The sequence below is a fragment of the Chelatococcus sp. XZ-Ab1 genome, from assembly GCF_029309855.1.
GTDB lineage: Bacteria > Pseudomonadota > Alphaproteobacteria > Rhizobiales > Beijerinckiaceae > Chelatococcus_A > Chelatococcus_A sambhunathii.
In genome coordinates this window covers 466,122-492,147 of sequence record NZ_JARKII010000002.1, presented here as the reverse complement: position 1 = coordinate 492,147, position 26,026 = coordinate 466,122, and the positions used below count along the sequence as shown (strand labels likewise).

General features: G+C 67.6%; 20 protein-coding genes. 1 reads left to right on the top strand and 19 read right to left on the bottom strand.

The features are described from left to right. The 5 genes from P2T65_RS05680 to P2T65_RS05660 form a co-directional block, all read right to left on the bottom strand. A complete protein-coding gene (locus P2T65_RS05680) occupies positions 1-849 on the bottom strand; it encodes a sugar phosphate isomerase/epimerase family protein (protein WP_055458583.1) in 849 nt (282 codons plus the stop codon). Between the two features lie 2 nt (positions 850-851). Beyond that, complete coding sequence (locus P2T65_RS05675; RefSeq protein WP_071924710.1) at positions 852-1,868, bottom strand: ABC transporter permease; 1,017 nt, start codon at positions 1,866-1,868, stop codon at positions 852-854. After that, positions 1,865-2,866, bottom strand: a complete 1,002-nt coding sequence (locus tag P2T65_RS05670; protein WP_071924709.1) for an ABC transporter permease — start codon at positions 2,864-2,866, stop codon at positions 1,865-1,867. Before P2T65_RS05670 ends, P2T65_RS05675 begins: the two co-directional genes overlap by 4 nt. Next, a complete protein-coding gene (locus P2T65_RS05665) occupies positions 2,859-4,376 on the bottom strand; it encodes a sugar ABC transporter ATP-binding protein (RefSeq protein ID WP_276199375.1) in 1,518 nt (505 codons plus the stop codon). The genes P2T65_RS05670 and P2T65_RS05665 overlap by 8 nt, the downstream gene beginning before the upstream one ends. Positions 4,377-4,459: 83 nt before the next feature. Continuing rightward, the gene (locus P2T65_RS05660) at positions 4,460-5,443 is read right to left on the bottom strand and encodes an autoinducer 2 ABC transporter substrate-binding protein (RefSeq protein ID WP_055458951.1); all 984 of its coding nucleotides are present in this window, start codon (positions 5,441-5,443) and stop codon (positions 4,460-4,462) included. Between the two features lie 193 nt (positions 5,444-5,636). Between P2T65_RS05660 and P2T65_RS05655 the strand changes: the two genes are divergently transcribed. Further along, positions 5,637-6,740, top strand: a complete 1,104-nt coding sequence (locus P2T65_RS05655; protein ID WP_276199374.1) for a LacI family DNA-binding transcriptional regulator — start codon at positions 5,637-5,639, stop codon at positions 6,738-6,740. Between the two features lie 18 nt (positions 6,741-6,758). On the opposite strand, the gene P2T65_RS05650 is transcribed toward P2T65_RS05655, so the two are convergent. From P2T65_RS05650 to P2T65_RS05585, 14 genes are all read right to left on the bottom strand, one after another. Continuing rightward, positions 6,759-7,598 (bottom strand): DUF296 domain-containing protein, encoded by an 840-nt coding sequence (locus P2T65_RS05650; RefSeq protein WP_276199373.1) that lies wholly within the window; start codon positions 7,596-7,598, stop codon positions 6,759-6,761. A 10-nt stretch (positions 7,599-7,608) separates the two neighbouring features. Next, complete coding sequence (locus P2T65_RS05645) at positions 7,609-8,364, bottom strand: SDR family oxidoreductase (protein WP_055458589.1); 756 nt, start codon at positions 8,362-8,364, stop codon at positions 7,609-7,611. Between the two features lie 10 nt (positions 8,365-8,374). Continuing rightward, the gene (locus tag P2T65_RS05640) at positions 8,375-9,994 is read right to left on the bottom strand and encodes an acyl-CoA synthetase (RefSeq protein WP_055458590.1); all 1,620 of its coding nucleotides are present in this window, start codon (positions 9,992-9,994) and stop codon (positions 8,375-8,377) included. Beyond that, entirely contained in the window at positions 9,991-10,848 is an 858-nt protein-coding gene (locus P2T65_RS05635; protein ID WP_055458591.1) for an IclR family transcriptional regulator, read from the bottom strand. Before P2T65_RS05635 ends, P2T65_RS05640 begins: the two co-directional genes overlap by 4 nt. Before the next feature lie 3 nt (positions 10,849-10,851). Further along, entirely contained in the window at positions 10,852-11,655 is an 804-nt protein-coding gene (locus P2T65_RS05630) for an SDR family oxidoreductase (protein ID WP_055458592.1), read from the bottom strand. A 169-nt stretch (positions 11,656-11,824) separates the two neighbouring features. After that, the gene (locus P2T65_RS05625; protein ID WP_063188763.1) at positions 11,825-12,832 is read right to left on the bottom strand and encodes a TRAP transporter substrate-binding protein; all 1,008 of its coding nucleotides are present in this window, start codon (positions 12,830-12,832) and stop codon (positions 11,825-11,827) included. A 38-nt stretch (positions 12,833-12,870) separates the two neighbouring features. Continuing rightward, complete coding sequence (locus P2T65_RS05620; RefSeq protein WP_276199372.1) at positions 12,871-14,739, bottom strand: TRAP transporter large permease subunit; 1,869 nt, start codon at positions 14,737-14,739, stop codon at positions 12,871-12,873. Between the two features lie 234 nt (positions 14,740-14,973). Continuing rightward, positions 14,974-17,820, bottom strand: coding sequence for an EAL domain-containing protein (locus P2T65_RS05615; RefSeq protein ID WP_276199371.1), 2,847 nt, complete (start codon positions 17,818-17,820; stop codon positions 14,974-14,976). 327 nt (positions 17,821-18,147) lie between these two features. Then, positions 18,148-19,143 (bottom strand): UDP-glucose 4-epimerase GalE, encoded by a 996-nt coding sequence (gene galE / locus P2T65_RS05610; RefSeq protein WP_276199370.1) that lies wholly within the window; start codon positions 19,141-19,143, stop codon positions 18,148-18,150. A gap of 50 nt (positions 19,144-19,193) precedes the next feature. Then, positions 19,194-20,408, bottom strand: coding sequence for a hypothetical protein (locus tag P2T65_RS05605; RefSeq protein ID WP_063188769.1), 1,215 nt, complete (start codon positions 20,406-20,408; stop codon positions 19,194-19,196). Further along, positions 20,408-21,595, bottom strand: a complete 1,188-nt coding sequence (locus tag P2T65_RS05600) for a polysaccharide pyruvyl transferase family protein (RefSeq protein ID WP_055458598.1) — start codon at positions 21,593-21,595, stop codon at positions 20,408-20,410. Before P2T65_RS05600 ends, P2T65_RS05605 begins: the two co-directional genes overlap by 1 nt. 40 nt (positions 21,596-21,635) lie before the next feature. Next, a complete protein-coding gene (locus P2T65_RS05595; protein ID WP_276199369.1) occupies positions 21,636-22,997 on the bottom strand; it encodes a glycosyltransferase family 4 protein in 1,362 nt (453 codons plus the stop codon). Positions 22,998-22,999: 2 nt separating this feature from the next. Then, the gene (locus P2T65_RS05590; protein WP_055458600.1) at positions 23,000-25,177 is read right to left on the bottom strand and encodes a hypothetical protein; all 2,178 of its coding nucleotides are present in this window, start codon (positions 25,175-25,177) and stop codon (positions 23,000-23,002) included. Between the two features lie 37 nt (positions 25,178-25,214). After that, positions 25,215-26,012 carry a hypothetical protein gene (locus P2T65_RS05585; protein ID WP_063188773.1) on the bottom strand — a complete coding sequence of 266 codons (798 nt, stop codon included), beginning with the start codon at positions 26,010-26,012 and terminating at the stop codon, positions 25,215-25,217. Positions 26,013-26,026: the final 14 nt, after the last annotated feature.

Here is a 26,026-nt window from a genome sequence, read left to right as displayed (position 1 = left end):
TCAGATGAGGCCGTATTGCCGGGCCTTGTTGCGCAGGAAGGGCAGGCCGTTGCCCATGACCTCCGCCTCGTCCTTCGCCACCGGTCGCCAGACGGCGAGGCCATAGGCCACCTCCGGTGGCATGTTGATGAAGCTCTCCATGGCGAGGCCGCCGCGGAAGCCGATGGCGGCGAGCGCCGCGCAGATCTCGTCCCACGGCACGTTGCCGCAGCCGGGCGTGCCGCGGTCGCTCTCCGACATGTGGATGTACTTGAGGTGCTCGCGCGCATCGAGGATGCCCATGGCGGCGCCCTTCTCCTCGATGTTCATGTGATAGGTGTCGAGGTGGACGAAGACATTGTCGGCGCCCACCCGCTCCACCATCTCCACGGCCTGCCGCGCGGTGTTGATGAGGTGGTTCTCGTAGCGGTTGACCGCCTCGATGCCGAGCTCGATGTCGCGCGCCTTGGCGTGCCGGGCCGCCGCCGTCAGCGCGCGGGCAATGTTGTCGTATTCCTGCTCGGTCGGCGGCACGCCGGTGCGCTCGCCGATGCCTCCGAAAATAACGCCGGACAGCGCCTCGGCGCCGATCTCCGCCGTCTTGTCGATGGCGACCTTGAGATAGTCGATCGCCGCCTCGGGCCGCTGCGAGGCCCAGGCCTGTTCGGGCAGGCCGAGCGAGCACACGGCCCTCAGGCCCGCCTTCTCGAGCAGCGCACGCGAATGGGCGGCATCGACCGCCGGCGCGTTGAGCAGCGCGATCTCGATGAAATCCATGCCGTAGGATTGCGCGGCGGCGACCGCCCGCTCCGCCCCGGCCCGGTCCCACGTCATGGTCCACATGCTCGTGTGGACGCCGAATCCCTGCATCGCTACCTCCTTCGTCTTCGTTCGAGTGCCGCCGCGACCTGCCCCGCCAGCCAGCGCAGAACCATGACCGCCACCAGCAGCATGCCCCACACGGCCGTCGCCAGATGCTGGCTGGCGCCGAGGAGGTTGAGCCCGGAGGACAGGAGCTGCAGCACGGCGAGCGCCACGACGACGGGGACTGCCCGGCCGAAGCCGCCGAAGGGATCGACACCGCCGAGAAAGCAGGCGAGCACGGTGATCAGCAGATAGGCCTCGCCATGGCCCACGCGCACGGAATTGAAGCGCGCCATCATGATGATGCCGGCGATCGCGCACATGAGGCCGGAGAGCGTGTAGACGAGGACGATGACCTTGCGCGTATCGACGCCGGAATAGCGCGCCGCGGCGCTGTTCGAGCCGATCATGTAGATGTTGAAGCCGAGCCGCGTGCGCGACAGCATCAGATGCCACAGCCCGGCGCAGGCGAGGAAGACGATGAGCGGCACCGGTACGCCGAGGACCATGCCGTGGCCGAGCGGGCGGATGAAGGCCGGAAAGCCCGAAATGTCGCCGCCGCGCGTCAGGAACTCGCCGAGCCCGCGCAGAAAGATCATCATCGCCAGCGACACGAGGATGGGGTGGGCGCGCGAGAAGGCGATGACGAGCCCCATGACGAGGCCACTCGCCGCCCCTGCCGCGAGCGCCAGCACGACGCCGAGGGCAAAGGCGTCCGGACCTGCGTTGACGCCGCCGTTCTGGTGCAGCACCCAGGCGACCGTCAGCCCAGCGATATTGGCGGTGAAGGTGATGGCGAGGTTGAGACCGCCCGTGAGAATCGGCAGCAGCATGGCGAGCGTGAGCAGGCCGAGCTCGGGCAACTGGAAGGCGACCGAGCCGAAGGTCGCCGACGACAGGAAGCGCGGCGTCGCCAGGCTGAAGATCAGCATCACCATGACGAAGGCGGCGAGCGGTCCCGCCAGGTCCGCGCTCAACCCCTGCGGCGGGCGCTTCAGGGGCAGGACCACGAAGGGGGACGTCATGGCGCCGCCCTCCCCTCGCTGCGCGTCGCGAACAGCTTTCCGATCTGCGCGTTCGACAAGGTGATGGCGACGAGGATGATGACGCCGATGATCATGCGGAAGGCGTAAGGCGACGCCCCGAGCAGGTTGAGCCCGTTCTGCACGATGGCGACGAGCAGCACGCCGAGCACGCAGCCGAGCACCGATCCCCGCCCGCCGCCGAGCCGCGCCCCGCCGAGGACGACGGCTGCCAGCACGTCGAGCTCGCGCCCGTAGAGCGCATTGGGCACCACCTCCTGCGCATAATGGGCCTGCACGAGGCCGCCGATGCCGGCCATGAGGCCGAGCCAGCCGAAGGCGATGAACTGCATGGCTGCGACGCTGATGCCGAAGCGGCGTGCCCCTTCGGGATTATCGCCGAAGGCATAGAGCTGACGCCCGGTCGTCGTGTGGCGGATGAGCGCCCAGGTAGCGAAGACGCAGAGTGCCATGACCAGCACCGGCAGCCGCAGCTCCGCCCAGTTGCCGTCCGCCATCTGCCGCTCGAACAGGATGACCTTGCCCGTCCACCAGTCCGGCAGGTCGTAGATCGACACGCCGCGCGTGAAGAACATCAGGAGGCCGAAGTAGATGTTGAAGGTCGCGATGGTGACGACGATGGAGATGATGCGGAAGCGGTGGATGAGGAAGGCGTTGAACGCCCCGAGCAGGATGCCGATGCTGCCGGCGATGAGAAGGCCGCTCACCCAGCCGCCGCCCCCGATCTGAGCGAGCGCCAGCGCGGTCAGATATTGCACGACGGAGGCCGCTACGGCGAAGGAGATGTCGATGCCGCCGGCGATCAGCACGACGAGCAGGCCGACCGCGAAGATGATGTTGACGGCGCTGGCGTTGGCGAGGTCGAAGAGATTGACGAGCGTGAAGAAGCGGTCGCTCGCCAGCGACAGGACGAGGCAGATCGCCACGATCACCGCGAGCAGCACCATCTCGGTGGTCTGGGTCTGAAGCCTCCTAAGCATAGACCGCCGCCTCCAGCTCCGGCAGCGCGATGCTGCGCGGGTCGTATTCGCCGACGATGCGGCCGCGCGCCATGTGCAGCACCCGGTCGGCGTTGTAGTAGACCTCCGGCAATTCGTCGGAGATGAGGATGATGGCGAGCCCCTCGGCCGCCAGCCGCGCCACGATGTCGAAGATACCGGCCCGGGCCCCGACGTCGACGCCCACGGTCGGCGCGTCGAGGATGAGGAGGCGCGGGTCCGTCGCGAGCCACTTGGCGATGGCGACGCGCTGCTGGTTGCCGCCCGAGAGGGTCGAGACGGCATCCTCCTGCCGGCCGATCTTGATGCCGAGTTCGCCGACCCAGCGGGCGACGAGCCCCTCCTTCCGGCGCCGCGAGATGAGCCCGCCCGTCATCACCTTGCCGAGCGAGGCGATGACGAGGTTGTCGGCGATCGACTGCGGCTGGATGAGGCCGAGCGAGAGCCTGTCCTCCGACAGATAAGCGATGCCGGCGCGGATCGCGTCCCGGTTGGAGCGGAAGCGCACCGGCTTGCCGTCGAGGCGGATGGTGCCCGCATGCGGCCGGCGCATGCCGAAGAGGGTCAGGGCGAGCTCCGTGCGCCCGGCCCCGAGCAAGCCCGTGATGCCGAGCGTCTCCCCGCGCCGCACCACGAACGAGACGTCTTCGAACTCGCCAGGGCGCGTCAGGCCTTCAACCGCGAGGACGGCGGGTGCCGTGCCATGCGAGCGGGCGCGGACATTGGCGTCGAAGGTACGCCCCGTCATCAGCTCCGTGATACGCGAGGGGGTCATCTCCCTCGCCGGATAGACGCCGACGAGCCGCCCATCGCGCAGCACCGTCATCCGGTCCGCGATCTCGATCACCTCCGCGAGGCGATGGCTGACAAAGACGACCGCGATCCCCTCGCGTGACAGGGTGCGCACGATGGCGAGGAGATGGCTGGTCTCGGCCTGCGTCAGCGAGGCCGTCGGCTCGTCCATGAAGATGATCTTCGCCTCGCCGACGAGCGCGCGGGCGATGGCGACGATCTGCCGGCGGGCGATGGAATAGTCGCGCAGCGGCAGGTCGAGGTCGAGGCTGGTGCCGAGGCGCGCCAGCACCTTCCGCGCGGTCTCGCGCATGGCCCCGTGGTCGACGCGGCGCGGGCGGCCGCCAACCACCTCCTGGAAGGCGATGTTCTCCGCCACCGACATCTCGGGGAAGAGGGCAAGGTCCTGCCAGATGACGCGGATGCCCGCCGCTTGGGCCGCGACCGGCGTCATTTGGTCGTAAACCTCGCCGTCGAAGCTGATACGCGCCTCGCCGTCCGGCCGGTAGACGCCGGTGATGACCTTGATGAGCGTGCTCTTGCCGGAACCGTTCTCGCCCGCAAGACAATGCACCTCGCCGGGCATCACTTCGAAGGAGACGCCCTTGAGGGCCGTCACGCCGCCGAAGGTGACGCTGACGTCGCTCAGCGATAGAAGGGGCCGGGGCGCCGGCGCGGCGCCCGGTTGAGCCGTAGCCATGTCTCGTCCGCTCTCGCTTGCCGGCCCGTTGCCGGGCGGACGGGCCACCCGGCCGAGGTGGTTCAACGCTGCCGATCCGGCTCTCAGAGGCCCATGTCGGCGAGCCGGTCCACCGTGTCCTTGTTGATGGCGACGAGCTGGTCGACGATGAGGTTGTTGCCGTCGGGCGTGACCTTGCCGAGGCCCTCGATCTCGTCGCCGGCCTCGATCTTGCCCCCCTTCATCAGCCGGTCGGCCAAAGTGACGAAGACCTCGCCGGCCTGTTTGGGGTTCCACATGAAGCCGCCCGAGATGGCATCGGATTTAATGAGCCGGCGCCCCTGTCCGGGCGAGAACGGCCCGAGCACGAAGATCTCGCCGACCTTGCGCCGCTCCTCGACGGCGCGGCCGGCGCCGATCGGCCCCTGGCTGCCGAAGGCGAGGAACCCCTTGAGGTCCGGATGGGCCGAGATGAGGTCGAGCGCCGTCTTGCGGCTGGCGTCGACATCCTCGGCAACACCGTAGCGCTCGCCGACGAGCTGCATCTCGGGGTACTTCTCCTTGAGGTGCGCGATAGCGGCATCGGCCCAGGCATTGTGCAGTGGCACCGTCAGCGAACCGACGAAGACGGCATACTTGCCCTTGCCGCCCATCTTCTCGGCGAGGAGTTCGGCATGAGCCTCGCCGAAGCCGGTGGCGGAGGCGAGCTCGAAATTCCAGTCGGCGCCCTTCTGGCCGGGCGATTCATGCGTGATGACGATGATCCCGTTGCTCTGCGCCTTGCTCAGCACCGGCTCGAGCACGGTGGCGTCATTCGGCACGACGCCGATGACCTTGACGCCCTGGGCGATGAGATCCTCGATGGCGCGCACCTGCAGCGCCGGATCGGCGCTCGTCGGGCCGACCATGAAGGCGTCGACGCCGAGCTTGGCGCCCCGCTCCTTGATGCCGGCCTCCATGGCGTTGAACCAGGGAATGCCGCCGATCTTGACGACGACGCCGACCTTGCCGGTCTCCTGCGCCGCTGCCGAAAAAGCCGATGCGATGGACAAGGACGCTGCAACCGCAGCGACAAGCAGTTTCCTCATGCTTTCCTCCCAGGCAGCCGTGTCCGCGCCCTTCGCGGACAATCCTGCTCGCAGCCCTGTCGTTGACCGATCTTTGCGGGGCTTGCACAATCGATGGTGCAACTATTCCGCAGTTGCTATCCTGTCGTCAAGCCGCGATTAAGCCCGTCGGGTATTTCCATGCAGGACGGGCACGGCGGCAGTCGGATCGGCCATGACGAGAAGCGGCAAGAGAAAGACGATCTACGACCTGTCGGCCCTGTCGGGCTGCTCGCCGTCGACGGTGAGCGCGGTGCTCAACGGCTCGTGGCGCAAGCGCCGGATCAGCGAGAAGACCGCCACGCTCGTCCTCAAGCTCGCCGATAGCCAGCAATACACCGCCAACCGTCAGGCCCGCGGCCTGCGACGCTCCCGCTCCGGCCTCGTCGGCCTCCTGCTGCCGCTCTACGACAACCGGTATTTCTCGTCGCTCGCCCAGACCTTCGAGGCGATGGTGCGGGCGCGCGGCGAATGTCCGATCGTGGCCAGCGCCAGCCGCGACCCGCGGGCCGAGCGCGAGACGGCGGAAAGCCTCATCGCCTATTCGGTGGACGAACTCTTCATCTGCGGCGCGACCGACCCCGATGGCGTACACGAGATCTGCGAGAAGGCCGGGCTCAGGCACGTCAACATTGACCTGCCAGGCACTCGGGCCCCCTCGATCATCAGCGACAATTATGACGGCGCGTGCCGGCTTACGGAGGCCGTCATCCGCCACTGCGCCGCGACAGAGCCGCTGCGCCCGGAGGAGCTCTACATCTTCGGCGGGCGCGACGACCATGCGAGCCGCGAGCGCATCCGCGGCTTCCGCGCCGTCAAGCGCACGCTGCTGGGCGCCGACCCCGACGTCTGCATCCAGCCCACGGGCTATTCGGCCAACAACACGCGGCTCGCCTTCGAGGCGTTCTTCGCGCGCGAGGGACGGCTGCCGAGGGCCATCATCATCAATTCAACCATCAATCTCGAAGGTTTCCTGCGCTTCATGGCGGGCTTCCCGGACGCCGCATTCAAGGATCTCGTGGTGGGCTGCTACGATTACGACCCGTTCGCGTCCTTCCTGCCCTTCCCGGTCATCATGATCCGGCAGGATGTCGAAGCCATGCTGGCCCGGGCCTTCGAGATCATCGCGGATCCCGCGGCCGCGGCGCAGATCCATCTGGTGGCGCCTGAGCTCGTGCCGCCGCGCACGGCCCTCGCCGGCCCGCTCGACGCGCTGAAGGACATACCGTCGCCGCCGGCGGGTCGCCCGACCGGCGCCGGCGTCGCTCATCCCGCATGACGCGGCGCGGCCTGCCTCTCAGGCGTCCGCCACGATGAGTAGCTCGAAGGTTACGCAGGTCGCGTTGCCATCGTGCCGCAGGCGTCCACCGCCGATGGAGCCGTCCATGCCGACGAGCGCGATGTCGAGATCGCAGCGGCCGGCGCGCACGCAGCCCGCGGTGACGAGCACCTCGGTCGCGTAGGAGGCCATCTCCGGTGCTTCGGTGAAGGTCGCGCCGACGAGGCTGCCGATGCCGTGGACCGAGGCATCGGCGATACCGCTTTCGCGGCAGATGCGCTCAATGGTCGGCACGATATCCTCGTTCGGCTTGATCGTGCAGGCCATCGCGCGGGCGCCGTCGTGCTGCGCCATCTCGGTGGGCACGGCGCGGAACAGCCGGAAGTTCGTCTCTTCATCCTCCCGCACATCGAAGAGCGCACCCGCAAGGCCCCAGGCGGCGACCTCGACGGGCTCGCACAGGCACGAATCGAGCGGCAGGAGATGGCCCATGCGGCGCTCGCCGCCCGCCGGCGTCCAGAGACCGTGGCAGTGCAGGAACGGCTCGCCATCGCGGCGCCCGACGACGAGCCCGGCATCCTCGATCACCGTCACGCCCGCGGGCGCGAAGGTTTCGCTGTACCAGGCGGCGTGCGTATCGTCCGGCGCGGCGGCGGGAATAACGTAGCGTATCGGATCGACGCGGGCGCCGGCGAGGCGGATGTAGCCGCCGGCAAGGCCGGCCTCCGCGAAGGCGCGGCCGACCGCCTCGTTGATGCTGGTGCCGGCGGCAAGCGTCAGCCGCAGCGGCACCGCCGCGCACGGTACGGCGAAGAAGCGTTGGCGGGAGACGGGCCCCGGGTGGCGGATGCTGCGCATCGGAACCTCCTCAGGGCACAAGGCCTGCATGGATGAAGCCGCCGTCGACGGCGAGAATCTGGCCGTTGACATAGGCCGCATCCTCCGAGAGCAGGAAGGCGACCGCCCCGGCGATCTCGCGCGGCGTGCCGTAGCGCCGCTGGGGCACGCGCTCGATCCATTGCCGGCGCACATCCTCGGTGTGGACCGCCTTCGTCAGCGGCGTGTCGACGGGCCCCGGCGCGACCGCATTGACGCGGATACCGGCTGCGCCGAGCTCGGTCGCCATGACGAGCGTCAGCAGGTTCTGCCCGCCCTTCGATGCGCCATAGGCGCTGCGGCCTTTGTTTCCGGTGAGGCCCGACACGGAGGTGATGTTGACGATAGCGCCCGGCTCCTTCGCTGCCAGCCAGTGGCGCGCCGCGGCTCGCGAGACGATGAAGGATCCTGTCAGATTGACGTCGACGATGCGGCGGAAGTCGGCGACACTCGTCTCCACCGCCGGGCGGTCGAGGGCGATGCCAGCGCAGTTGACGACGCCTGCCAGGCGATGCTGTGCCGTGATCGTCCGGATGGCTGTCTCGATCCCGACTTCGTCGGTGACGTCGCAGGCGATGCCGTGCACCATGGGCAGGCCGAGGTCGCGGCAGGCCGAATCGAGCGCCTCGCGCTTCATGTCGATGAGGAAGACGGCTTGTCCGCGCTCGCCGAGAAATCGCGCCGTCTCGAGACCGATGCCGGAGGCGCCGCCGGTGACGGCGACGGCGCCCTTCTCGCTATTGCTCATCGCGCCCTCCTCACGCTGGGGCCTTGCTGGCGATCTCGCCGCGCCGCTCCAGCTCCTCCCGGATCATCTTCTTCGTGATCTTGCCGTAGGCCGACTTGGGCAGGGCCTCCCAGAAGATGAAGCGCTTGGGCATCTTGTAGCGGGCGATCTTGCCGTCCAGCCACCGGTCGAGCCCGAGGCTCTCGGGCGCGACGCCCGGCCGGGCGACGCAGACGGCATAGCCCACCTCCCCCCACAGCGGGTCTGGCACGCCGACCACCGCGACTTCGCCGATGTCGGGATGCTGCAGGATCTTCTCCTCGATCTCGCGCGGGTAGATGTTCGACCCGCCGGAGATGTACATGTCCGACGCGCGGCCGGTGATGTAGACGAAGCCGTCCTCGGCCATATGGCCGAGATCGCCGGTGCGGAACCAGCCGTTGCGGAAGGCCTTGGCGTTGGCTTCGGGGTTGTCGTAGTAGCCGGCGAAGACGGCCGGGCCGATGACGCAGATCTCACCCGTCTCGCCCGGCGCGACGGGATTGCCATTATCGTCCTGGATCTCGACCTGCATGCCCGTGCGCTCGAATCCGCAGGTGCCGATGCGCGCCTGCGGTCCGTCCTCCAGACTGTGGTAGACCGGCGGGAGCACGGTGATGTTGCCCGTCACCTCGCCGAGGCCGAAATATTGCACGAGCACCGCCCCGAGCGTTGCGAGCGCCTTCTTCTGGTCCTCGCGGTACATGGGAGCGCCGGCATAGATGACGTAGCGCAGCGAGGAGTGGTCGAATCGGCCGACGCTCTCGTCCTCCACCAGCATCTTGAGGATGGTGGGCACCGTGAAGAGATTCGTCACCCGCCATTCCTCGACGAGCCGCCAGACGGTCGGCACGTCGAGCTTGTCCGTGGGTAGCAGGATGGTCTTCGCCCCGTGCGCCACCTGCACGAGCTGGTGCACACCCGCCCCGTGCGACAAGGGCGCGACCACGACGGACGCATCCTCGCGCGTCGTGCCCGGCATCAGGTCGCACAGATGGTTGGTGATGACGAAGGCCATCTGACCGTGTGTGAGCACGGCCGCCTTCGGGCGCCCGGTGGTGCCAGAGGTGTAGAAGAACCAGCACGGATCGTCTCGCTCCACCGCAACGCTCGGCACCGTCCGGCCGATGTGCTGCGCAACGAGGGCGTCGTAATCCTCGCCAAAGTCCGCCGGGCCGATGGCGATGGTGAACGCAAGATCCGGCGCCGCCTCGCGACAGGCGTGCGCATGGTCGGGGAAGCCTGCGCCGCAGATGAGGCCGCGCGCGCCGCTTGCTTTGGCGAGATAGGCGACATCCTCCGGCGACTGGCGGTAGTTCGCCGGCACCCATACCGCACCGAGGCGGAAGCAGGCAAACATCGATTCGAACATCTGGTTGCAGTTGGCGGACTGGATGAGGACCCGGTCGCCCTTGCGAAGGCCGAAGCGGTCGCGCAGGGCCGCCGCCATGGCGTCAACCCGCGCCTCCATCTCCCGCCAGGTCCATTGCTGCTCGCGCCAGACGAAACCGATGTCGTCCGGATTGCGCCGCGCCGTCTGGGTAAGGAAATGGGAGAGGTTCATCACCCGCGTGGAACAGGGCACAACCCCTCCGGGTGGCGTCATCGTCATCGTGGCGATCTCCTGACCTGATTCCTCATGGCGGCCTGTCCGCGCGGCGAACCGCGGGTCGCGAACATCTGGGCGAGGCGCTCCTCGACCACCCGCACCTCGAGCGCGAGATAGCCGGCAAGTTCGCTCTGGCGCTCGGGCTGCATGCGGCTGTCGATAGCTGCGATCGACAGCGCTCCGGCGAGCCGGCCGTCGGGACCCCGCACCACCATGCCGATGCCCCAGGAATTGGCGAAGATGAGCCCGGGGTTGAGCGCGAACCCCCGGGCGCGGGTCGCCGCCACGCCCTCGCGTATGCGCGATGCCGGCAGCATGGGATATTTCGCCTTGAGCACGGACTCGTTCGCCGCCAGCACCGCCTCCACCTCCTCGTCAGGCAAGGCCGCGAGCATGGCGAGCGAGCCGGCACCGACACCGAGCGGATGCTCGAACCCAGCCTGCAGCGCATGGGTGCGCACCGGATAGGTGCCCTCCTCGCGGTAGAGGCACACGGAGAAGGTATCGCGCCGGACCGACAGGAAGCTCGAATCCTCCGTGCGCTTCGACAGCCGCGTCAGGCTTTCCATGGCAACCTGCAGCAGGCCGAAGCGCCGCGAGGCCAGCGAGCCGAGCACATAGGCCTCCTCGCCAAGGTAGTAGCGGCGGCTCGTCTCGTCCTGCTCGACGAGGCCGGCACGCATCAGCGCGAGCAGCAGGCGGCGCGCGGTCGGCTTGTTGAGGCCGCTCTCCTCGACAATGTCGGTGAGCGAGGCACCCCGGTCGGCGTGGCGCCCGACCATCGAGAGCAGGCCAAGCGCCCTGTCGACGCTCTGCGCCCCGGTCTGGTCGCGATCACGGGACAGCGCGAGGGCCATGGCTCAGGACATCGGTCCGACGGCGCAGCTCTGGCCGCCGTCGACCGGCAGACACACGCCGGTGATGAAGCGCGCCTCGTCGGAGACGAGGAAGACGGCCGCGGCGGCGATGTCCCAGGCCGTCCCCATGCGGCCGGTCGGCACGAGCGCGTTGCGGGCGGCCACCATCTCCTCGACCGAGCCGTACTGGCCGGAGATCTGCTTGTAGATCATCGGCGTGTCGATGAGGCCGGGCATGATGCAATTGGCGCGGATGCCCTGCCGGGCATATTGCATGGCGAGGGCCACCGTCGCCTGGTTCACCGCCGCCTTGGTGGCATAGTAGGAGAAATACGGATAGCCGACGTAGCGGATGGCCGCGAGCGAGGAGATGTTGACGATGGCGCCGCCGCCACCCGTCAACATGTGCGGCAGCACGGCCTTGGCGGTGCGATAGACGGAGCCGATGTTGAGGTCGAGCGCGGCCTGGAACCGCTCCTCGTCAAGCTCGACCGGGCCGCCCATGTGGGTCACGCCAACATTGTTGTGCAGGATGTCGATGGCGCCGAACGCCTCCATCGCGGCGGCAGCCGCCGTCTCGACCGACGCGAGGCTCGTCACGTCCGCTGCAAGCGCGATGGCTTCGTTGCCCTCCGCGCGAATGATCGCCGCCGTCTCGGCCGCGGCCGCCTCGGCAAGATCGACGCAGGCGACCCTCGCCCCTTCGCGGGCGAAGGCGACGGCGGTGGCCTTGCCGTTGCCCCAGCCGGGGCCGGACGAGCCGGCGCCGAAGACGATCGCGCATCTTCCCTTCAGTCGATCGGCCACGGTCGATGTCTTCCCTTGTGATGAACTTCGCCTTTGCCGGCCCGCCGCGACGAGCACGACGCGGACCGACGCAGGTCTTCACCTCCCCTCGCCTGCGAGGGGAGGAAGAAGCCTACCCTCATGGTGCGACTAGCGCCCGTCGCTCCTTGAGAGACCTGCTCCAGACCGGTTACGCTGGCGAGATCGCCTTCTCGAAGATCGCCCACGCCTCGTCGCCGTACTTGCTCTTCCATTCCGCATAGAAGCCGGCGTCGCGCAGCTTCTTGCGGAAGGATTCGGGCTCGGGCTTGTTGAACTTCATGCCCTTGCCGGTCAGTTCCTCCTGCAGCGAGGCGTTCAGGGCGGCGACATCCGCGCGCTCCTTCACCGCCGCATCGTTGAGGTTCTTCGCCACGATGGTGCGCAGGTCCTCCGGCAGGCGCTGCCAGGCGCGCCTGTTGGCGAGGAACCAGAAGCCGTCCCACATATGGTTGGTGAGCGAGCAGTACTGCTGCACCTCGTAGAGCTTGGCGGTGGCGATGATGGCGAGCGGGTTCTCCTGCCCGTCGACGATCTTGGTCTGCAGGGCGGAATAGACCTCGGCGAAATTGATGCTCGCCGGTGCCGACTCGAAGGCCTTGAACATCGAGGTCCACAGCGGGCTCACCGGCACGCGGATCTTGAAGCCCTTGAGATCGTCGGCCGTGTTGATGGGCCCGGTCGAACTCGTGATCTGGCGAAAGCCGTTGTCCCAGATCTTGTCCATGACGACGAGATTGGCCTTCTCGATCTCGCCGCGCACATATTTGCCGAGGTCGCCATCCATCGCATGCCAGACAGCGTCGTAGTTGGGGAATGCGAAGCCCATGCCGCTGATTGAGGCGTTGGGCACCAGCGTCGACAGGATGAGCGGCGACAGCGTGAAGAACTCGACGCCGCCCGAGCGCACCTGACTCAGCATATCGGTGTCGGCGCCGAGCTGATTGTTGGGGAAAATCTGGATCGAGACACGACCGCTCGTCTCCTCGCGGATCTTCTCGACCGCCTCCTGCGCGCGCTTGTTCATGGGATGCGTCAGCGGCAGGTTGTTGGCGTACTTGTAATTGAACTCGGCGGTCTGCGCGCCGGCATATTTCAGCGTCCCGGCGAAGGCGACCGAAGCGGTGCCTGCAAGCATCGTGCGACGAGAGATCTTCATGGGTCGTTTCCTCCTGATTGGACGTCTTCTTAATGTTTTCAAAGATAAGCCGTCGACAGCGCCGGAATGGCCGCGATCAGCAACAGCCCGACGACGAGCGCGCCGAGATAGGGCCAGATCGCCGCCATGGCCTCGTCCGGCGAGACGTCGCCGATCTTGCAGGCGATGTAGAAGCCGATACCGATGGGTGGCGCCATGAGACCGACGTTCATCGCCGTCACGATGACCATGGAATAGTGGATGTCGTTGATGCCGAGCCGCGCCGCGATGGGAAACATGATCGGCGCCATCAGCACGATGGCCGGCAGCCCCTCGAGCACGCAGCCGAGCACGAGGAACACAACGATGCTGACGAGCATGAAGGAGAACCAGCCGCCCGGCAGATCCGTCATGTAGCCGGCAAGCTGGTTGGCGAAGCCTGTCTGCGTCAGCGACCAGGCCATGGCCGAGGCCGTGCCGAGGATGAGCAGGATGGCGCCCGAGAGCGCCGCCGTCTCCACCAGCATGCTGTAGAACTTGCGCAGGCTGATGCCGCCATAGAGCACGATGCCGATGACGATGGCATAGAGCACCGCGATCGTGGAAACTTCGGTGGCCGTCGCGACACCGCCTCCGACCGCGCCGCGGATGAGGAAGGGCAGGACGAGCGCCGGCGCCGCGACGACGAGCGCCTTGCCGACGACGGCCAGTGGCGCGCGCCTGACCCCCTCCATGTTCTCGCGCGCCGCCTTGATGCGCGCCAGCACGGCGAGCACGACGAGCAGCACCATGGCAATGACAAATCCGCTCGTGAACAGCCCCGCGATCGAGACGCCCGCCACCGAGCCGAGCACGATGAGCACGATCGAGGGCGGCACCGTGTCCGCCATCGCCGCACCCGTGGCGAGCAGCGCGATCATCTCGCGCGGCTTGTGACCGCGACGCTTCATCTCCGGGAACAGCGCCGGCGCCACCGTCGCCATGTCGGACACCTTGGAGCCGGAGATGCCGGAGACGAGGAAGAGCGAGCCGAGCAGGACATAGGACATGCCCGCCTTCACGTGCCCGAGCAGCGAGGCCATGAACTCGACGATGGCCTTGCCCATGCCGGTCGCGTCGAGCACGCAGCCGAGCAGCACGAAAACCGGCACCGAGAGCAGGATGAGGCTCGACATGCCCTCGTCAATGCGGCCGATGAGCACGATCACCGGCACATGCGTGCTGAAGAGGATGAAGGCGATCGTCCCCATGCCGAAGCAGAAGGCAATCGGCACGCCGGCAAGAAGACACAAGGCGACCACGCAGACGAGGAAGATGAGGATGTTCAGATAGCCGAGCGACAGGAAAAAAGGCGAGAAATGCCAGCCGAGCAGCCCGAAGGCAGCGACGAGCGCCACCGCGCCGGCAAGGTTCGGCAGCGTCGATTCCCGCACCGCATGGCCAACCGCGAGCGCGAACATGAGCACGAGCCCGACGACGAGCGCCGAAGCGCGGAAACTCATCGGGATGTTGAGCGCCGCCGAAGTGACGTACCATTCTTCTTCGACATATTCGACCGCCGGCATGATGAGTGCCATGAGGACGGCGGCGACGATGACGAGCGCGAGCGTGCTGACAAAGGCCCTGGCCCTCTCCGGCATGAGGCCGAGGAAGAGCGTCAGGCGCAGGTGCTCGTTGCGGTCGATGGCGATCGCCGCGCCGAGCATGGCAAGCCAGAGGAACGAGATCGACGCCGCTTCATCGATCCACACGATCGGCAGCGACAGCACATAGCGCGACACGACCCCTATAAGGAGCAGGCCGACGACGGCAACGAGCAGAACCGACGCCACGAACTCGACCGGCCACATCAGGCGCGAGCCCGGCCGCGCATCGACAACCTCCGACGGCGTCTCGAGCACCAAAGAGTCGTTGTTCGCGGCAGCCATCCTGCGCGCCTCCTCCCGTTTTCCTCTCCGGCCCACCCGCCCTGATGACGGCGAGGCGGCACGCGGTTCCACATTATGATTTTTGATGGCGTAGGAGAGCAGTCATCGCACGGAATGGCGAGGCAGGCAATACTGATCCTGCAGCGCGGAAGGTCCGTATCGTGGACTTACAACATCCGTCCGGTGGGCTTGAGCCCATCCGGACGCCCTCGCCAGACTTGGCCCGCCTCGGGATCAGCCGCCACCGGCCCGCGCCGCCGGCCCGCGGCGTCCCGGAGCAGCACAGCTTTCGTCGCCCGGCAGGCGCGTCAGAAAGGCCGTGACGTCACAGGCGCTCATCGCCCCGGCGTAGAGATGGCCCTGCGCATTGTCGCAGCCGAGCTCATGCAGCCGGCTGGCCTGGCTGAGCGTTTCGACGCCCTCGGCCGTGATCTGCATTTTCATGCGATGACCGAGGTGGATCACCGCCGAAACGATCGCCTCGTCGTCCTCGTTGCGCTCGATCTCGTGGATGAAGCTCTTGTCGATCTTGATGTGGTCGATCGGGAAACGCTTGAGATGGCTCAGCGATGCGTAGCCAGTGCCGAAATCGTCGAGGGCGATGGAGAAGCCTGCGGCGTGGAGCTCTTGCAGCGTCGCCGCCGCGTCGGCCAGCATCTGGTCGAGGAAGACGGCCTCCGTGATCTCCACCTCGATCCACCGGGCGGGTATTCCTCGCCTGTCGAGCATCTCCATGATGGAGGAGGCGAGGCGGCGATCGCTGAACTCGGCCGGTGAGACGTTGACCGCAACCTGCACCGGGGCGAGGCCATGATCGAGCCAATGGCGCATGTCCGCGGTGACGCAGGCGAGGACCTGCTCGCCGAGCGCGCGCGACAGCTCCGGATCCTCGAATGCGACGCTGAACGATGCCGGGGTGAGCAGGCCGCGATCCGGGTGATTCCAGCGCGCCAGCGCCTCGAAGCCGACGATCCGCCCGGAGGCGAGGCAGACCTTGGGCTGGTAGTAGGGCACGATCTCGCGGGCCCTGAGGCCGCGCCGCACGTCCTCGACGAGCGCGATGCGTTCCTCCACGGCCGCACGCAGGGCGGGCGTATAGGTGACGAAGCGATTGCGGCCCTCGGCCTTCGCGCGATAGAGCGCGATGTCGGCGCTCTTCAGCAGATCCTTGGCATTCGCCCCGTCGTGGGGAAAGGTCGCGATGCCGATGCTCGCCCGCGTCGCGAACGTCCGCCCACGGGTTGCAAAGGGCGCGAGGAGCGTCGTGCGGATGCGCTCGGCGAGCTTCTCCGCCCAGCCAGCGGCAGGCGGCTCACGCACGAGAACGGCAAATTCGTCGCCGCCGAACCGCGCCACCACGTCGCCAGCGCGCACCGCCCGGCGCAGGCGGGCACCGACCTCCATCAGCAACTGGTCGCCCGCATCGTGGCCGAGCGTATCGTTGACGTCCTTGAAATGATCGAGATCGACGAGGAGCAGGCTGAAGGCCGGGGCCTCACCGGACATACCGCTGCATATATGCTCCAGCGTCTCCTGGAACGAGGCGCGGTTGCTGAGACCCGTCAGGCCATCGAGGCTCGCCATGCGCCAGGCCTCCTCCTCCGCCTGCTTCTGCGCCGTGATGTCGAAGGTGACGCCGACGAGGCGGTCGTTCCCCACCCGCTCGCCGCGGATGGCGAGCCACAGGCGTTGCCCGTCGGGCCGCAGGTAGCGGATTTCGATGGTGTCGCCGCAATCGGGCGAGTGCAGGAAATCGCGCCTGAGCTGCCGATCCTGGGGGTGAATGCAGGCGAGGATCTCCTCGACCGGTCCAGAGCCGATCCCCAATATGCCGACCGCATTTTCACTGCGGGTGACGAAACCCGTCGTCAGATCCTGTTCCCAGGCGATCATCCGCGCCGCCTGCAGCGCCAGCCTCAGGCGGCGCTCGCTGCTACTGAGCGCCTGCAGCGACCTCTTCCGCTCCGTGATGTCGCGAACGGTACCGATCTTGCGGACAGGCCGCCCGCGACCGTCAACAACGGTGCGTCCCGTCGCCGCCACCCATCGTTCCTCACCCGTGTCCGCCCGCAGAATCCGGTATTCGCCGCGATAGACGGAGCCGTCGGCCGGGCTGTCGACAAAGAAGCGCCGCTCGACCTCCTCGCGGTCGTCCGGGTGAACACGCGCGCGGAAGGAATCGCGATCAACCGGCATCTCGTCGGGCAGACCGAGGATGGCGCGCGCCTGCGTGTTCCATTCACGCCTGCCGGTGACGAAATCGGCATCCCAGATGCCGAGCGCGGTACTCTCGACGGCGAGGCGCAGCCGCTCCTCGCTGGCCCGCAGGGATTCCTCTGCCTCCATACGCTCGTGGATGTCGGACAGCTTGCCCACCCACTCGCGGATTGCCCCGTCAGCATCCCGCACGGGCACGGCCCGTGCCTCGACCCAGCGGAAGTCGCCGCTGCGCGTCAGCACCCGGAAACTGGCATCATAGACAGACCCGCCGGCCAGCGCCGTCTGCCAGCGCGCCATGACCCGCTGACGATCCTCGGGGTGGACCGCCGCGAGCCAGCCCCAATCACGGAAGTCGTCGCCCTCCTGCGCCGATACCGACGCCCAGCCCCATTGCTCGGTCACGCGCCCGTCCGGTAAAGCGATCCACAGGACCATGGCGCTCGTCTCATGCAGCGCGCGGTAGCGCTGGGCGTTCAGCGCGAGCAGCAGCTCGGCCTTCTTGCGGTCGTCTATGTCGATCGTCGTCCCAAGCCACCCCTCCATCCGGCCATCGGCGTCGTAGGTAGGAGCGCCGCGGGCCGTCACCCATCGATAGGCGCCGGAGTGATGCCGGAGGCGATAGTCGATCTCGTATCCGTCCTGTGCGCTCAAGGCCCGCCGCCACGCATGTCGGACCCTGGCGCGGTCGTCCGGATGGATCCATTGCGCCAGGTTGTCCGACGTGATCGTGCCGGGCGGGACGCCTACAAAATCGTGCCAGGCCTTGTTGAAGGCATCTCCCTTGCCGTCGGCGCGGCTCATCCAGAGCATCTGCGGCGTGCCGTTGATGATCCGGTCGAACCGCCGGGAAAGGTCGCTCACCTGCCGCCTGAGGCGGGGAGCCGACCAGGCATTGCTCGCGGATGGCGCCCGCCGCGCGACGCGGCGTTTCCTTCTCGGCATCTCGACGTCTCACCGCACCGGCCGGCCCGGGGGCTCACCGCTCCCGGACGGCCGACCCTTCCCTCCCGCCGAAGGCGAGGCCGGCGCATGATCGTCACGCCGGCTGCCCTCGAATTAGGCATTAGGTCAGCAGGAAAAACGTGAAGCAACACTTAAGTCTGTCGCCCGCCCCGGTGAGGCGCTCGCGGCCTTGGGTTGCGAGGGCCGCCGGAAGCGATGCGCCCGGCCGGCGATGCGGCTCTTCCGCTATTCCGCGGCCTGCCGCCGCGCGGCAAGGTTGCGCTCCCAGGCAAGCGCGTGGGCCACGATGGTGTCGAGGTCGTCGAGCTCCGGCTTCCAGCCGAGCGTCTCGCGGATGCGCCCGGCACCGGCGACGAGCGCGGCGGGATCACCGGCCCGGCGCGGCGCATGGTTGACCGGAAAATCGACGCCGGAGACGCGCTTGACCGCCTCGATGACCTCGAGCACCGAATAGCCGCGCCCGTAGCCGCAGTTGAAGACGGCGCTCTCGCCGCCCGCGGCCAGATGGTCGAGGGCGAGGACATGGGCCCGCGCCAGGTCGCTCACATGGATGTAGTCGCGCAGGCAGGTGCCGTCCGGCGTCGGATAGTCCGTGCCGAAGACATCGAGATGCGTGCGCTCGCCGAGCGCCGCCTGCGTCGCGACCTTGATGAGATGCGTGGCGCGCGGGCTCGACTGGCCGGAGCGACCGGCCGGGTCGGCGCCCGCCACGTTGAAATAGCGCAGCGCGACATATTTCAGCGGATGCGCCCGCGCCGTGTCGCGCAGCATCATCTCGGTCATCAGCTTCGACGTGCCGTAAGGCGAGACGGGATCGAGCGGCGCCGCTTCGATGATCGGGCTCTCCTTCGCATCGCCGTAGACGGCGGCGGTCGAGGAGAAGAGGAAGCGCGGCACGCCGTTCGCCACCGCTGCGGCGATGAGCGCGCGCGACCTGACCGTATTGTTGAGATAGTAGCCGAGCGGATCGGCGACCGAATCCGGCACCACGATGGAGCCCGCGAAATGCACGATGGCATCGACGCCGTGCTCGCGGATCACCTTGCCGAGCAGCGCCTCGTCGCCGCAGTCGCCCTCGACGAAGGCGGCCTCGGGGTGCACCGCCCAGCGGAAGCCGGTGCTCAGGTTGTCGAGGACCACGACCTCGCGCCCTGCATCGCGCAGGGCGAGTACCATGTGGCTGCCGATATAGCCCGCACCGCCTGTCACCAGAACCGTCATCGCCACCCTCTTGAGATCATCCGTCGTTGCATGTGTCCTGCCCGGCCTTATCAGCCACCGCGCTTCAGTTCCACCGGCACGCGGACGAGATCCCGATCCCACGTGACCTTGCAGTTTCTCAGTTGATAACGCGTGAGATAGAGATAGCCGCGCTCGCCGAAATCCTCATAGGAAAAGGTCTTCGCATCGGGGTCGATGAGCGAGGGGTAGAAATAGGCGTGCCGTTCGTCGCACGACTTGTCCCACAGGAGCTCGGCCGCCATGACGAGCCGCGGCTCGCTCCATTCGATGAGATCGCGCGAGGTGGAGGTGAAGAAGCCCTCGACCACGCGGCCGTCCGGCATCTTGCGCTTGTCGCCGAACACCGCCATCACCTCGCCGCTATCGCGCAGCGTGACGAGCCCGCCGATCATGCGGCCGATGATGCGCGTCGCCACTGGCGTGCAGGTGTGCGCGTCGGCATCGGTCACCTCGTCGCGGAAAGGATCGACGAAGCGGGCGGAGAAATCGCGCCCGTTCCACGCCCGCCAAGACGCCGGATCGCCAAGGTTCTTCGTACGGATGAGACAGGCGCCGCGCTTCTGCGCCCGGTAGCCGTCGGCGAAGATGAAGGCGTAGTACCAGCCGTCGCGCTTGATGATGTTGGTCGGATTGGCGTAGCCGACGCGCGCCTTGCGATCGGTCGGGAAGTCGTAGGGCAAGGTCGCCACGACGGGCGGGCCGCCCTCCCCCTCCGGCCGGAAGCTGCGGCCGCCGTCACGCGAGACGAGCCCGGTGACGGTGTTGAGCAGGCAGGCGCTGTACTTGCCGGCCGGACACTGGCCCGGGGTGCGCTCGCCGCGCAGTTCCGTGTGGGCCAGCGCATAGACCGTGCGCCCGTCGCCCGTATAAACGCTGCTGATCCAGCTGAGGTCGTCGAAGGCGGCGAGCTTCGGCGAGCGGTTGGCTTCGTAGATCACCGCGCAGCTCGGCACCACCGCATCGAGGCTGGGGCCGAGCAGCGCGCGGTTGTCGTTGTGGCTGATGATCAGCCGCACCTCGCCATCCGCGTTGCGGAAGGCACGCGCCGGAGCATCCGGCACGTGGCTCTTGACGCAGGCGTCGCGGGACCAGTCGAACACGGTCTCGACCGGCCCCGTCGGCGCGAGGGAATAGCCGCCGGAGGTCTGTGCGCGGGCCGCGCCGGGCATGAGCCCGGTCGCGATCGCACCCGCGAGCGCTCCTGCAATGACAGCGGTGGCTACCCCCCTCGCGCTGGCCGCCATCACGCCACCTTGCGCGCCGGCTCCGGCGTCTTCTGCATGACGTCGACCATCTTGGTGTCGGCGCCGTTCTCGACGAGGAACTGGCGCATCTCGCGATAGGTGTGATGATAGGCCCGGTTGAACTTGTCGAACAGCGACTGGTCCCAGTATTCCTCGAGCACGAAGTCCTTGCCCGAGAAGACGTCGAAGCTGGGGATCTGATACGTCTCGGCGAATTCCACCGTGCGGCTGTCGTAGGTGAAGTAGATGGATGGAGTGCCGTTCGACAGGGCCATCAGGTTGCCGTGCAGCCGGTAGCCGAGGACGATATCCTTCTGCTGCACCAGCGCCTCGTAGTCGGCAACGACGTCGGAATAGAACAGCCGCTCGCGGTGCAGCTTCTCCATCACCTCGTCGAGATACCACTCGGAGACCCACTTGTTGGCCCGCAGCGCCTCGAAGGCTTCCTCCTTCTGCTCGGGCGTGCCGAAGACGATCTTCTTCTCTTCGACCTCGCCCTGGGCCATCAGGACCACGTCGAAGCGCTGGGCCAGCGACTTCACAAGGTCGCGGTGGAAGGTGAGATAGCGCTTGATGTCCTGCGCATAGGCCGGCGAGACCTCACGGCGCATGGTGATGCCGGCGTATTTCACCTTCTCCAGCGGCGGCAGGGTGATCGCCAGGTTCGGGTCGTTGCGGCGGAAGGCCGTGGGGCAGCCGACGATGCGCACGTTGCGGATGCCGATGTCCCACAGGACCTGCGCCGAATAGGCGCCGCGCACGCCGATGGAGGTGGTGGAATCCGCCATCATGCGCAGCACGGTCTTCGTCTCGTCGGACAGTTCGATCTTGCCCTTGACCGGTGCCTGGGCGCCGATGCCGAAGGCGATGACCGGGATCTTCAGCCGCTGCAGGACCTCGAGCGTGCGGCTCCACTTCATGTCCTTGTGCACGTAGTTGGAACCGCGCAGGAAGACGTAGTCGTATTCCCGGTTGATGCGGTCGATGTCGTCGAGGTTCGGGTTGGCGATCTGCAGCACGTCGAGCTTCTCGTAGTTGAGAAGCTTCAGCGAGGAATCGAAGACGAAGGCGTCGCCGATGTTATGATAATGGTTGATGTGCGCCTGAACATCCTTGTAGCGGTACCAGCGGACGCAGTCGTGATCGTAGACCTCTCCCGAGGGGATCATCACGAGAATTCTTGCCATAGGACCTCTCCCTTTCACCTGTGGCGTTACGATGGACAATTCAGGCGCTGCGCGCCGCCGCCGAGGGCACCGCGGCGGTGGCCCGGGTCGCGGCGCGCTCCGCGGCGACGGCGTTGTAGAGATCGAGGTGGCGCCGCGCGCATTCCTCGTAGTCGATGGGGCGGGTGATGCGCGCGCGCAGCCGCTCCCACAGGGTCTCGTCCGTCAGCGCCTCGACCATGCGGTCGACGAGGTCCTCCGACGAGCCGACGCGGAAGTGCAGGCCGTCGACGCCGTCGGTGATCTTCTCGGCCATGCCGCCGATGTTGCTCGAGATGAGCGGGCGGCCGTGGAAGAAGGATTCCTGGATGACGATGGGCGAGTTCTCCCACCAGATGGAGGGGATGATCGTCCAGTCTATGGAACGCATAAGGCGCGGCATCTCGCTGTTCTGGTAGGCGCCGTAGAAGCGCACGCGCGGGCCGGCCCGCTCGATCAGCGCCTCGATCTTCTCCTGGAAGGGTTTGGGCTGGCGCTCGAGGTTGCCGCCGAAGATCATCAGCTGGGCATCCTCGCCCCACACCGCTTCAGGAATCCGCCCGACCGCATCGAGCAAGACGTCGACGCCCTTGAAGGACGTGATCTGGCCGAAATAGGCGAAGCGGCAGCGCCGCCCGCCCGCCGGCAGCGGCCGCGGCGGCGCAGGCTCGGCGATGTCGAGCCCATTCTCGATGACAGTGAAGCGCGAGGCGTCAAGCCCCCAGTCGACATAGCGCTCGACGAGGAAGCGGCTCGGCGAGACGAAATGGTCCGCAACGTCGAGGAGGCCCCGCACGAAATGCTCCCGCCGCAGGAAACGGGCCGGTGAGATGTCAGGGAAGCAGGCGTTGCAATCCGCCGGCGAAGCGCGGTTGCAGAGCTTGGCGCCACCGGTCTTCACCATCTGCCCGTGGTGGTGACAGATGGAGAGGAACTCGTGGAAGGTGACGATGATCAAGGTCTCGGGCAGTGCCTGCCGGACGGCATAGAGGCATTCGAGGCCGAGGCCGATGAAGTGGTGGAAATGCACCACGTCCGGCCTGAGATCGCGTACCACGCGCAGAAAATCGCACTCGATCTCCTCCGTATTGCGGTTCGACAGCAGAAAATGGTCGTATTCGTCGGCGTGGTAGAGGATCTCGCCCTGTTTCTGGCGCAGGCTCAGAAGTGCCGTCGCGCCGTGGCGCGCGACCGGATGGCCGACGCGGGCGAGGTAGCGCGAGCCGACGCCATCGATGCGGTTGAGCCCCTTATGCAGGTTGTAGGATGCAATCTCGGCGCCGCCGAGCGAAAAGCTCGGGTGGCCATGCGAGACGACGAGCACGCGCAGCGGATGGTTCGCGGCACGCGGCGTCTGACGGTCGGCTCTCGAACGATCGGTCATCTTCACCCCCGCATGTTGGCGACAAGGAGCGACCAGCGGCGGTTGAAGCTCCAGCTATCGGCACGCTGGGCGAGCTTCTGCCACGGTGTCGCGATGGCGCCGGCGTTCTCTTCCGCAGCGATCATCTCGACCTCCGGCAGCCACATGGACGGCGTGCCGGCGAGCTTGAGCTGCAGGCACAGGTCACGTCCCTTTTCCGTGGCGCCGAGATAGGACCGGTTGAAGCCCCCGACGGCCTCCATGGCGGCGCGCGGCAGCATGCAGCAGGCCACCGTACCGGCGACGACGTCACTCGGTTCGGCGTTGCGCACCACGTCGCGCGGATAGCCGATGTAGCGGTCGCTCAGCCGCCGCTCGCCATCCTCGGTCTCGAGCCACGTTCCCGCGAAGCGGATGGAATCATCCTCGAAGACGATGGTGGGGCTGACGAGCACCTTGCCGCCGCGGGCCCGGTAGGCGCGCTCCATGCGCGACAGCCAGCCGGCCTCGCGCGGCAGCACCGAGGCGGAAAGGAAGGCGAGCGTCTCGGCGCTCGTGGCGCCCACGGCCGCCTCGAAGGCGTCGCACATGTCCTCGATGCCCTCCGCAACGACGAGCCTGAGGCGCAGCCCGTAGAAGCCGGCGAGACGCTGCGCGTCGGCGCCGATGCGGTCGGCATGGCCGATGGGCACGGACAGGATGATCGGGACGTTGCGCGTCTCCGGATCGAGCGCCAGCAGGCAGAGGGCGACCGCCGCCTCCTCCGGCTCGCCGGCGGCGCCGACGACGAGCGCCAGCGGCGCCGCCTCGTCGAAGCCGAAGTCGCGCGTCTCGACGACCCGCGGCGCGGGCCGCTCCATGGCCTGCAGCATCGGCCCGATGTGGCGCTCGATGGCGACCGACGCGGTCGCGGTGTGCGGATCGAGTGCCGACATCAGGCGCTCGAGCGCCCGGCGCGACAGGCCGCGCGTGACCGTCAGCGGGTAGAAGGCGATCGTGTCCTCGCCGATCGCCAGCTCGAAATAGGCTGGGGCGCCGTCGCTCGCCGAGACGCCGGGCACGAAGGCGAGGAAGCCGTGATCGTGACGTGCGGGATCGACACGCCCGGCAAAGAGCGGATCGTTCTGGAAGGCATGAGTCACGTCCGGTCGCGGCAGGCGCGTCCAGGTGCCATTGATGCCCTCGGCCATGGTGCCGCAGCGCAATGCGATCGTGTCGACGAGCCCGTCTGGATCGAGCATCCAGCCCGACACGAGCATGCCACCGCCCGGGACCTCCGCCACCATGTCCATGCCGAGGCGGATCGGCTTCTGCAGTGCCGAAACGGTGTCGCGGCCATCGAAACGCTGCGCCGCGCGGCGCAGCTGTCGCAGCGTCTCGGGGCTCGCCTCGGCGCGCGGCAACACGTCACGGATGTGCGCGGGTACGTCGGTCGAAGCGAGCAGCACGCGCCGCTCGTAGATGTCGAGCGCGCGCCAGCCCTCAGCACCCCGGAAGAACAGGCGCTCGAAGGCATCCGCCTCGACGGGCACCTTGCCTGGATCGAGCAGCCCGACGAAGCCGCGGCCGTTCCCACCGAGGTCCTCGCGCGGCACCGTCGCGGCGACGAAATCGCCGACGAGGAAGCCCTCGTGCGAGACGAGCAGGCGCGTCGCATCCGCCGGCAGTTCGGTGGACCATCCCTGCAGGTAGATCTCGCCCGTATCGAGAGCACCCATCACCTCGACGAAACCGTCGTTGCGCGCCGCGACCTGCAGCATGGTGAGCGCCGCGGCGAGCCGCCGCTGACTGCCCTTGCCCGCCATCAGCGCCTGGATGAGCCCGTCGACAGCCTCGGCGAAGGCGTCGCCCGCATCGCCAGCCATGAGGTGGAGCAGCCGCGGCAGCGGCAGCGCGCGGCGCATCAGCGTGAAGCGCGCCGGCCGCCCCGCCCGCCGCATGACGACGGAGCCGAGACGCAGGCGCCCGTTGATCTGCAGCGGTATGGCGGCCACGAATCCGACCGCGGCGTCGGACGGCGCGCCCGGCCGGCGCCAGGAGACGACCGTCGCCTCCATGCACATCGCCGGGTCGCCGTTGAGCAGCACTTGGAGCGTCTGAGGCATGGCATCGGCCACGCCGAGGACAAGCACGAATTCCTCGCCGATGGGCGCGGCGAGCGCCGTCTCGCCGTCGATGGGCAGGTCCGCCTGGTCGGTCATTGATCCTCTCCCCCTGATCGAACGTGCCAGACCCGCCTCACGCGCCCATCCTCCCGACGAGGACCAGCAGCACCGCGATCGACGACGCAGCGGCCACGAGGCTGAGCGCGCCGAGCAGCGCCACTGCGCGGCGCATCGGTCGGTCGGCCGTGTGCGTCAGGTCGCGGATGCGCTCGTCGAAATCGGCAAGCGTACGGTCGAAGCGCATGAGGAACACCTCGATGTCCGATACGCGGCGCGTCAGCTCGGCCTGGCTCGCACGTACGAGCTCGACGGCGGCGCCTATGCCCTCCTCATTGGAGGACATCTTCTCCACCTGCTCGGCAGTCATGCGCAGCGCCTCGGCCGCCTCGCGCTGGATGATCTGCGAACGGCGCTGGGCCGCGATCAGAACGTCGAGCTGATCCAGCACCCGGCCGAGGGGCGTGTTCATCGCCGCCTCCGCCGCTCGCTCGTCCTGCGAGGGCATGCGCAGCGCCGTCTCCTGGCCCGTCGACGGCGAAGTGGCGATGATGGACAGCTGGTCGATATGGTGCAGCACGAATTCCGGCAGATCGACCTCGAAGGCATGGGCGCCGTCGCCGACACCGTTGCGGCGCAGGTCCACCCGCGGCTTGTCGGCCACCGTCGACAACACCTGGCGCCCGGCGATGAGCACCTTGACCTGCAGTCGCTCCAGCGGGCGATTGCGGTCCCATACCCAGCCGAACAGACGCGATCCCTCGATGGCATCCATGCGACCGTTGATGTCGGCGGCGAGATTGGCGGCCGCTTCGGGCGCGGGCGTCGCCGACTGGGGCGCTGGTCGTTCTGTCGTTGCTTGCGCAGCAGTCATGAGGCTTTCTCCTC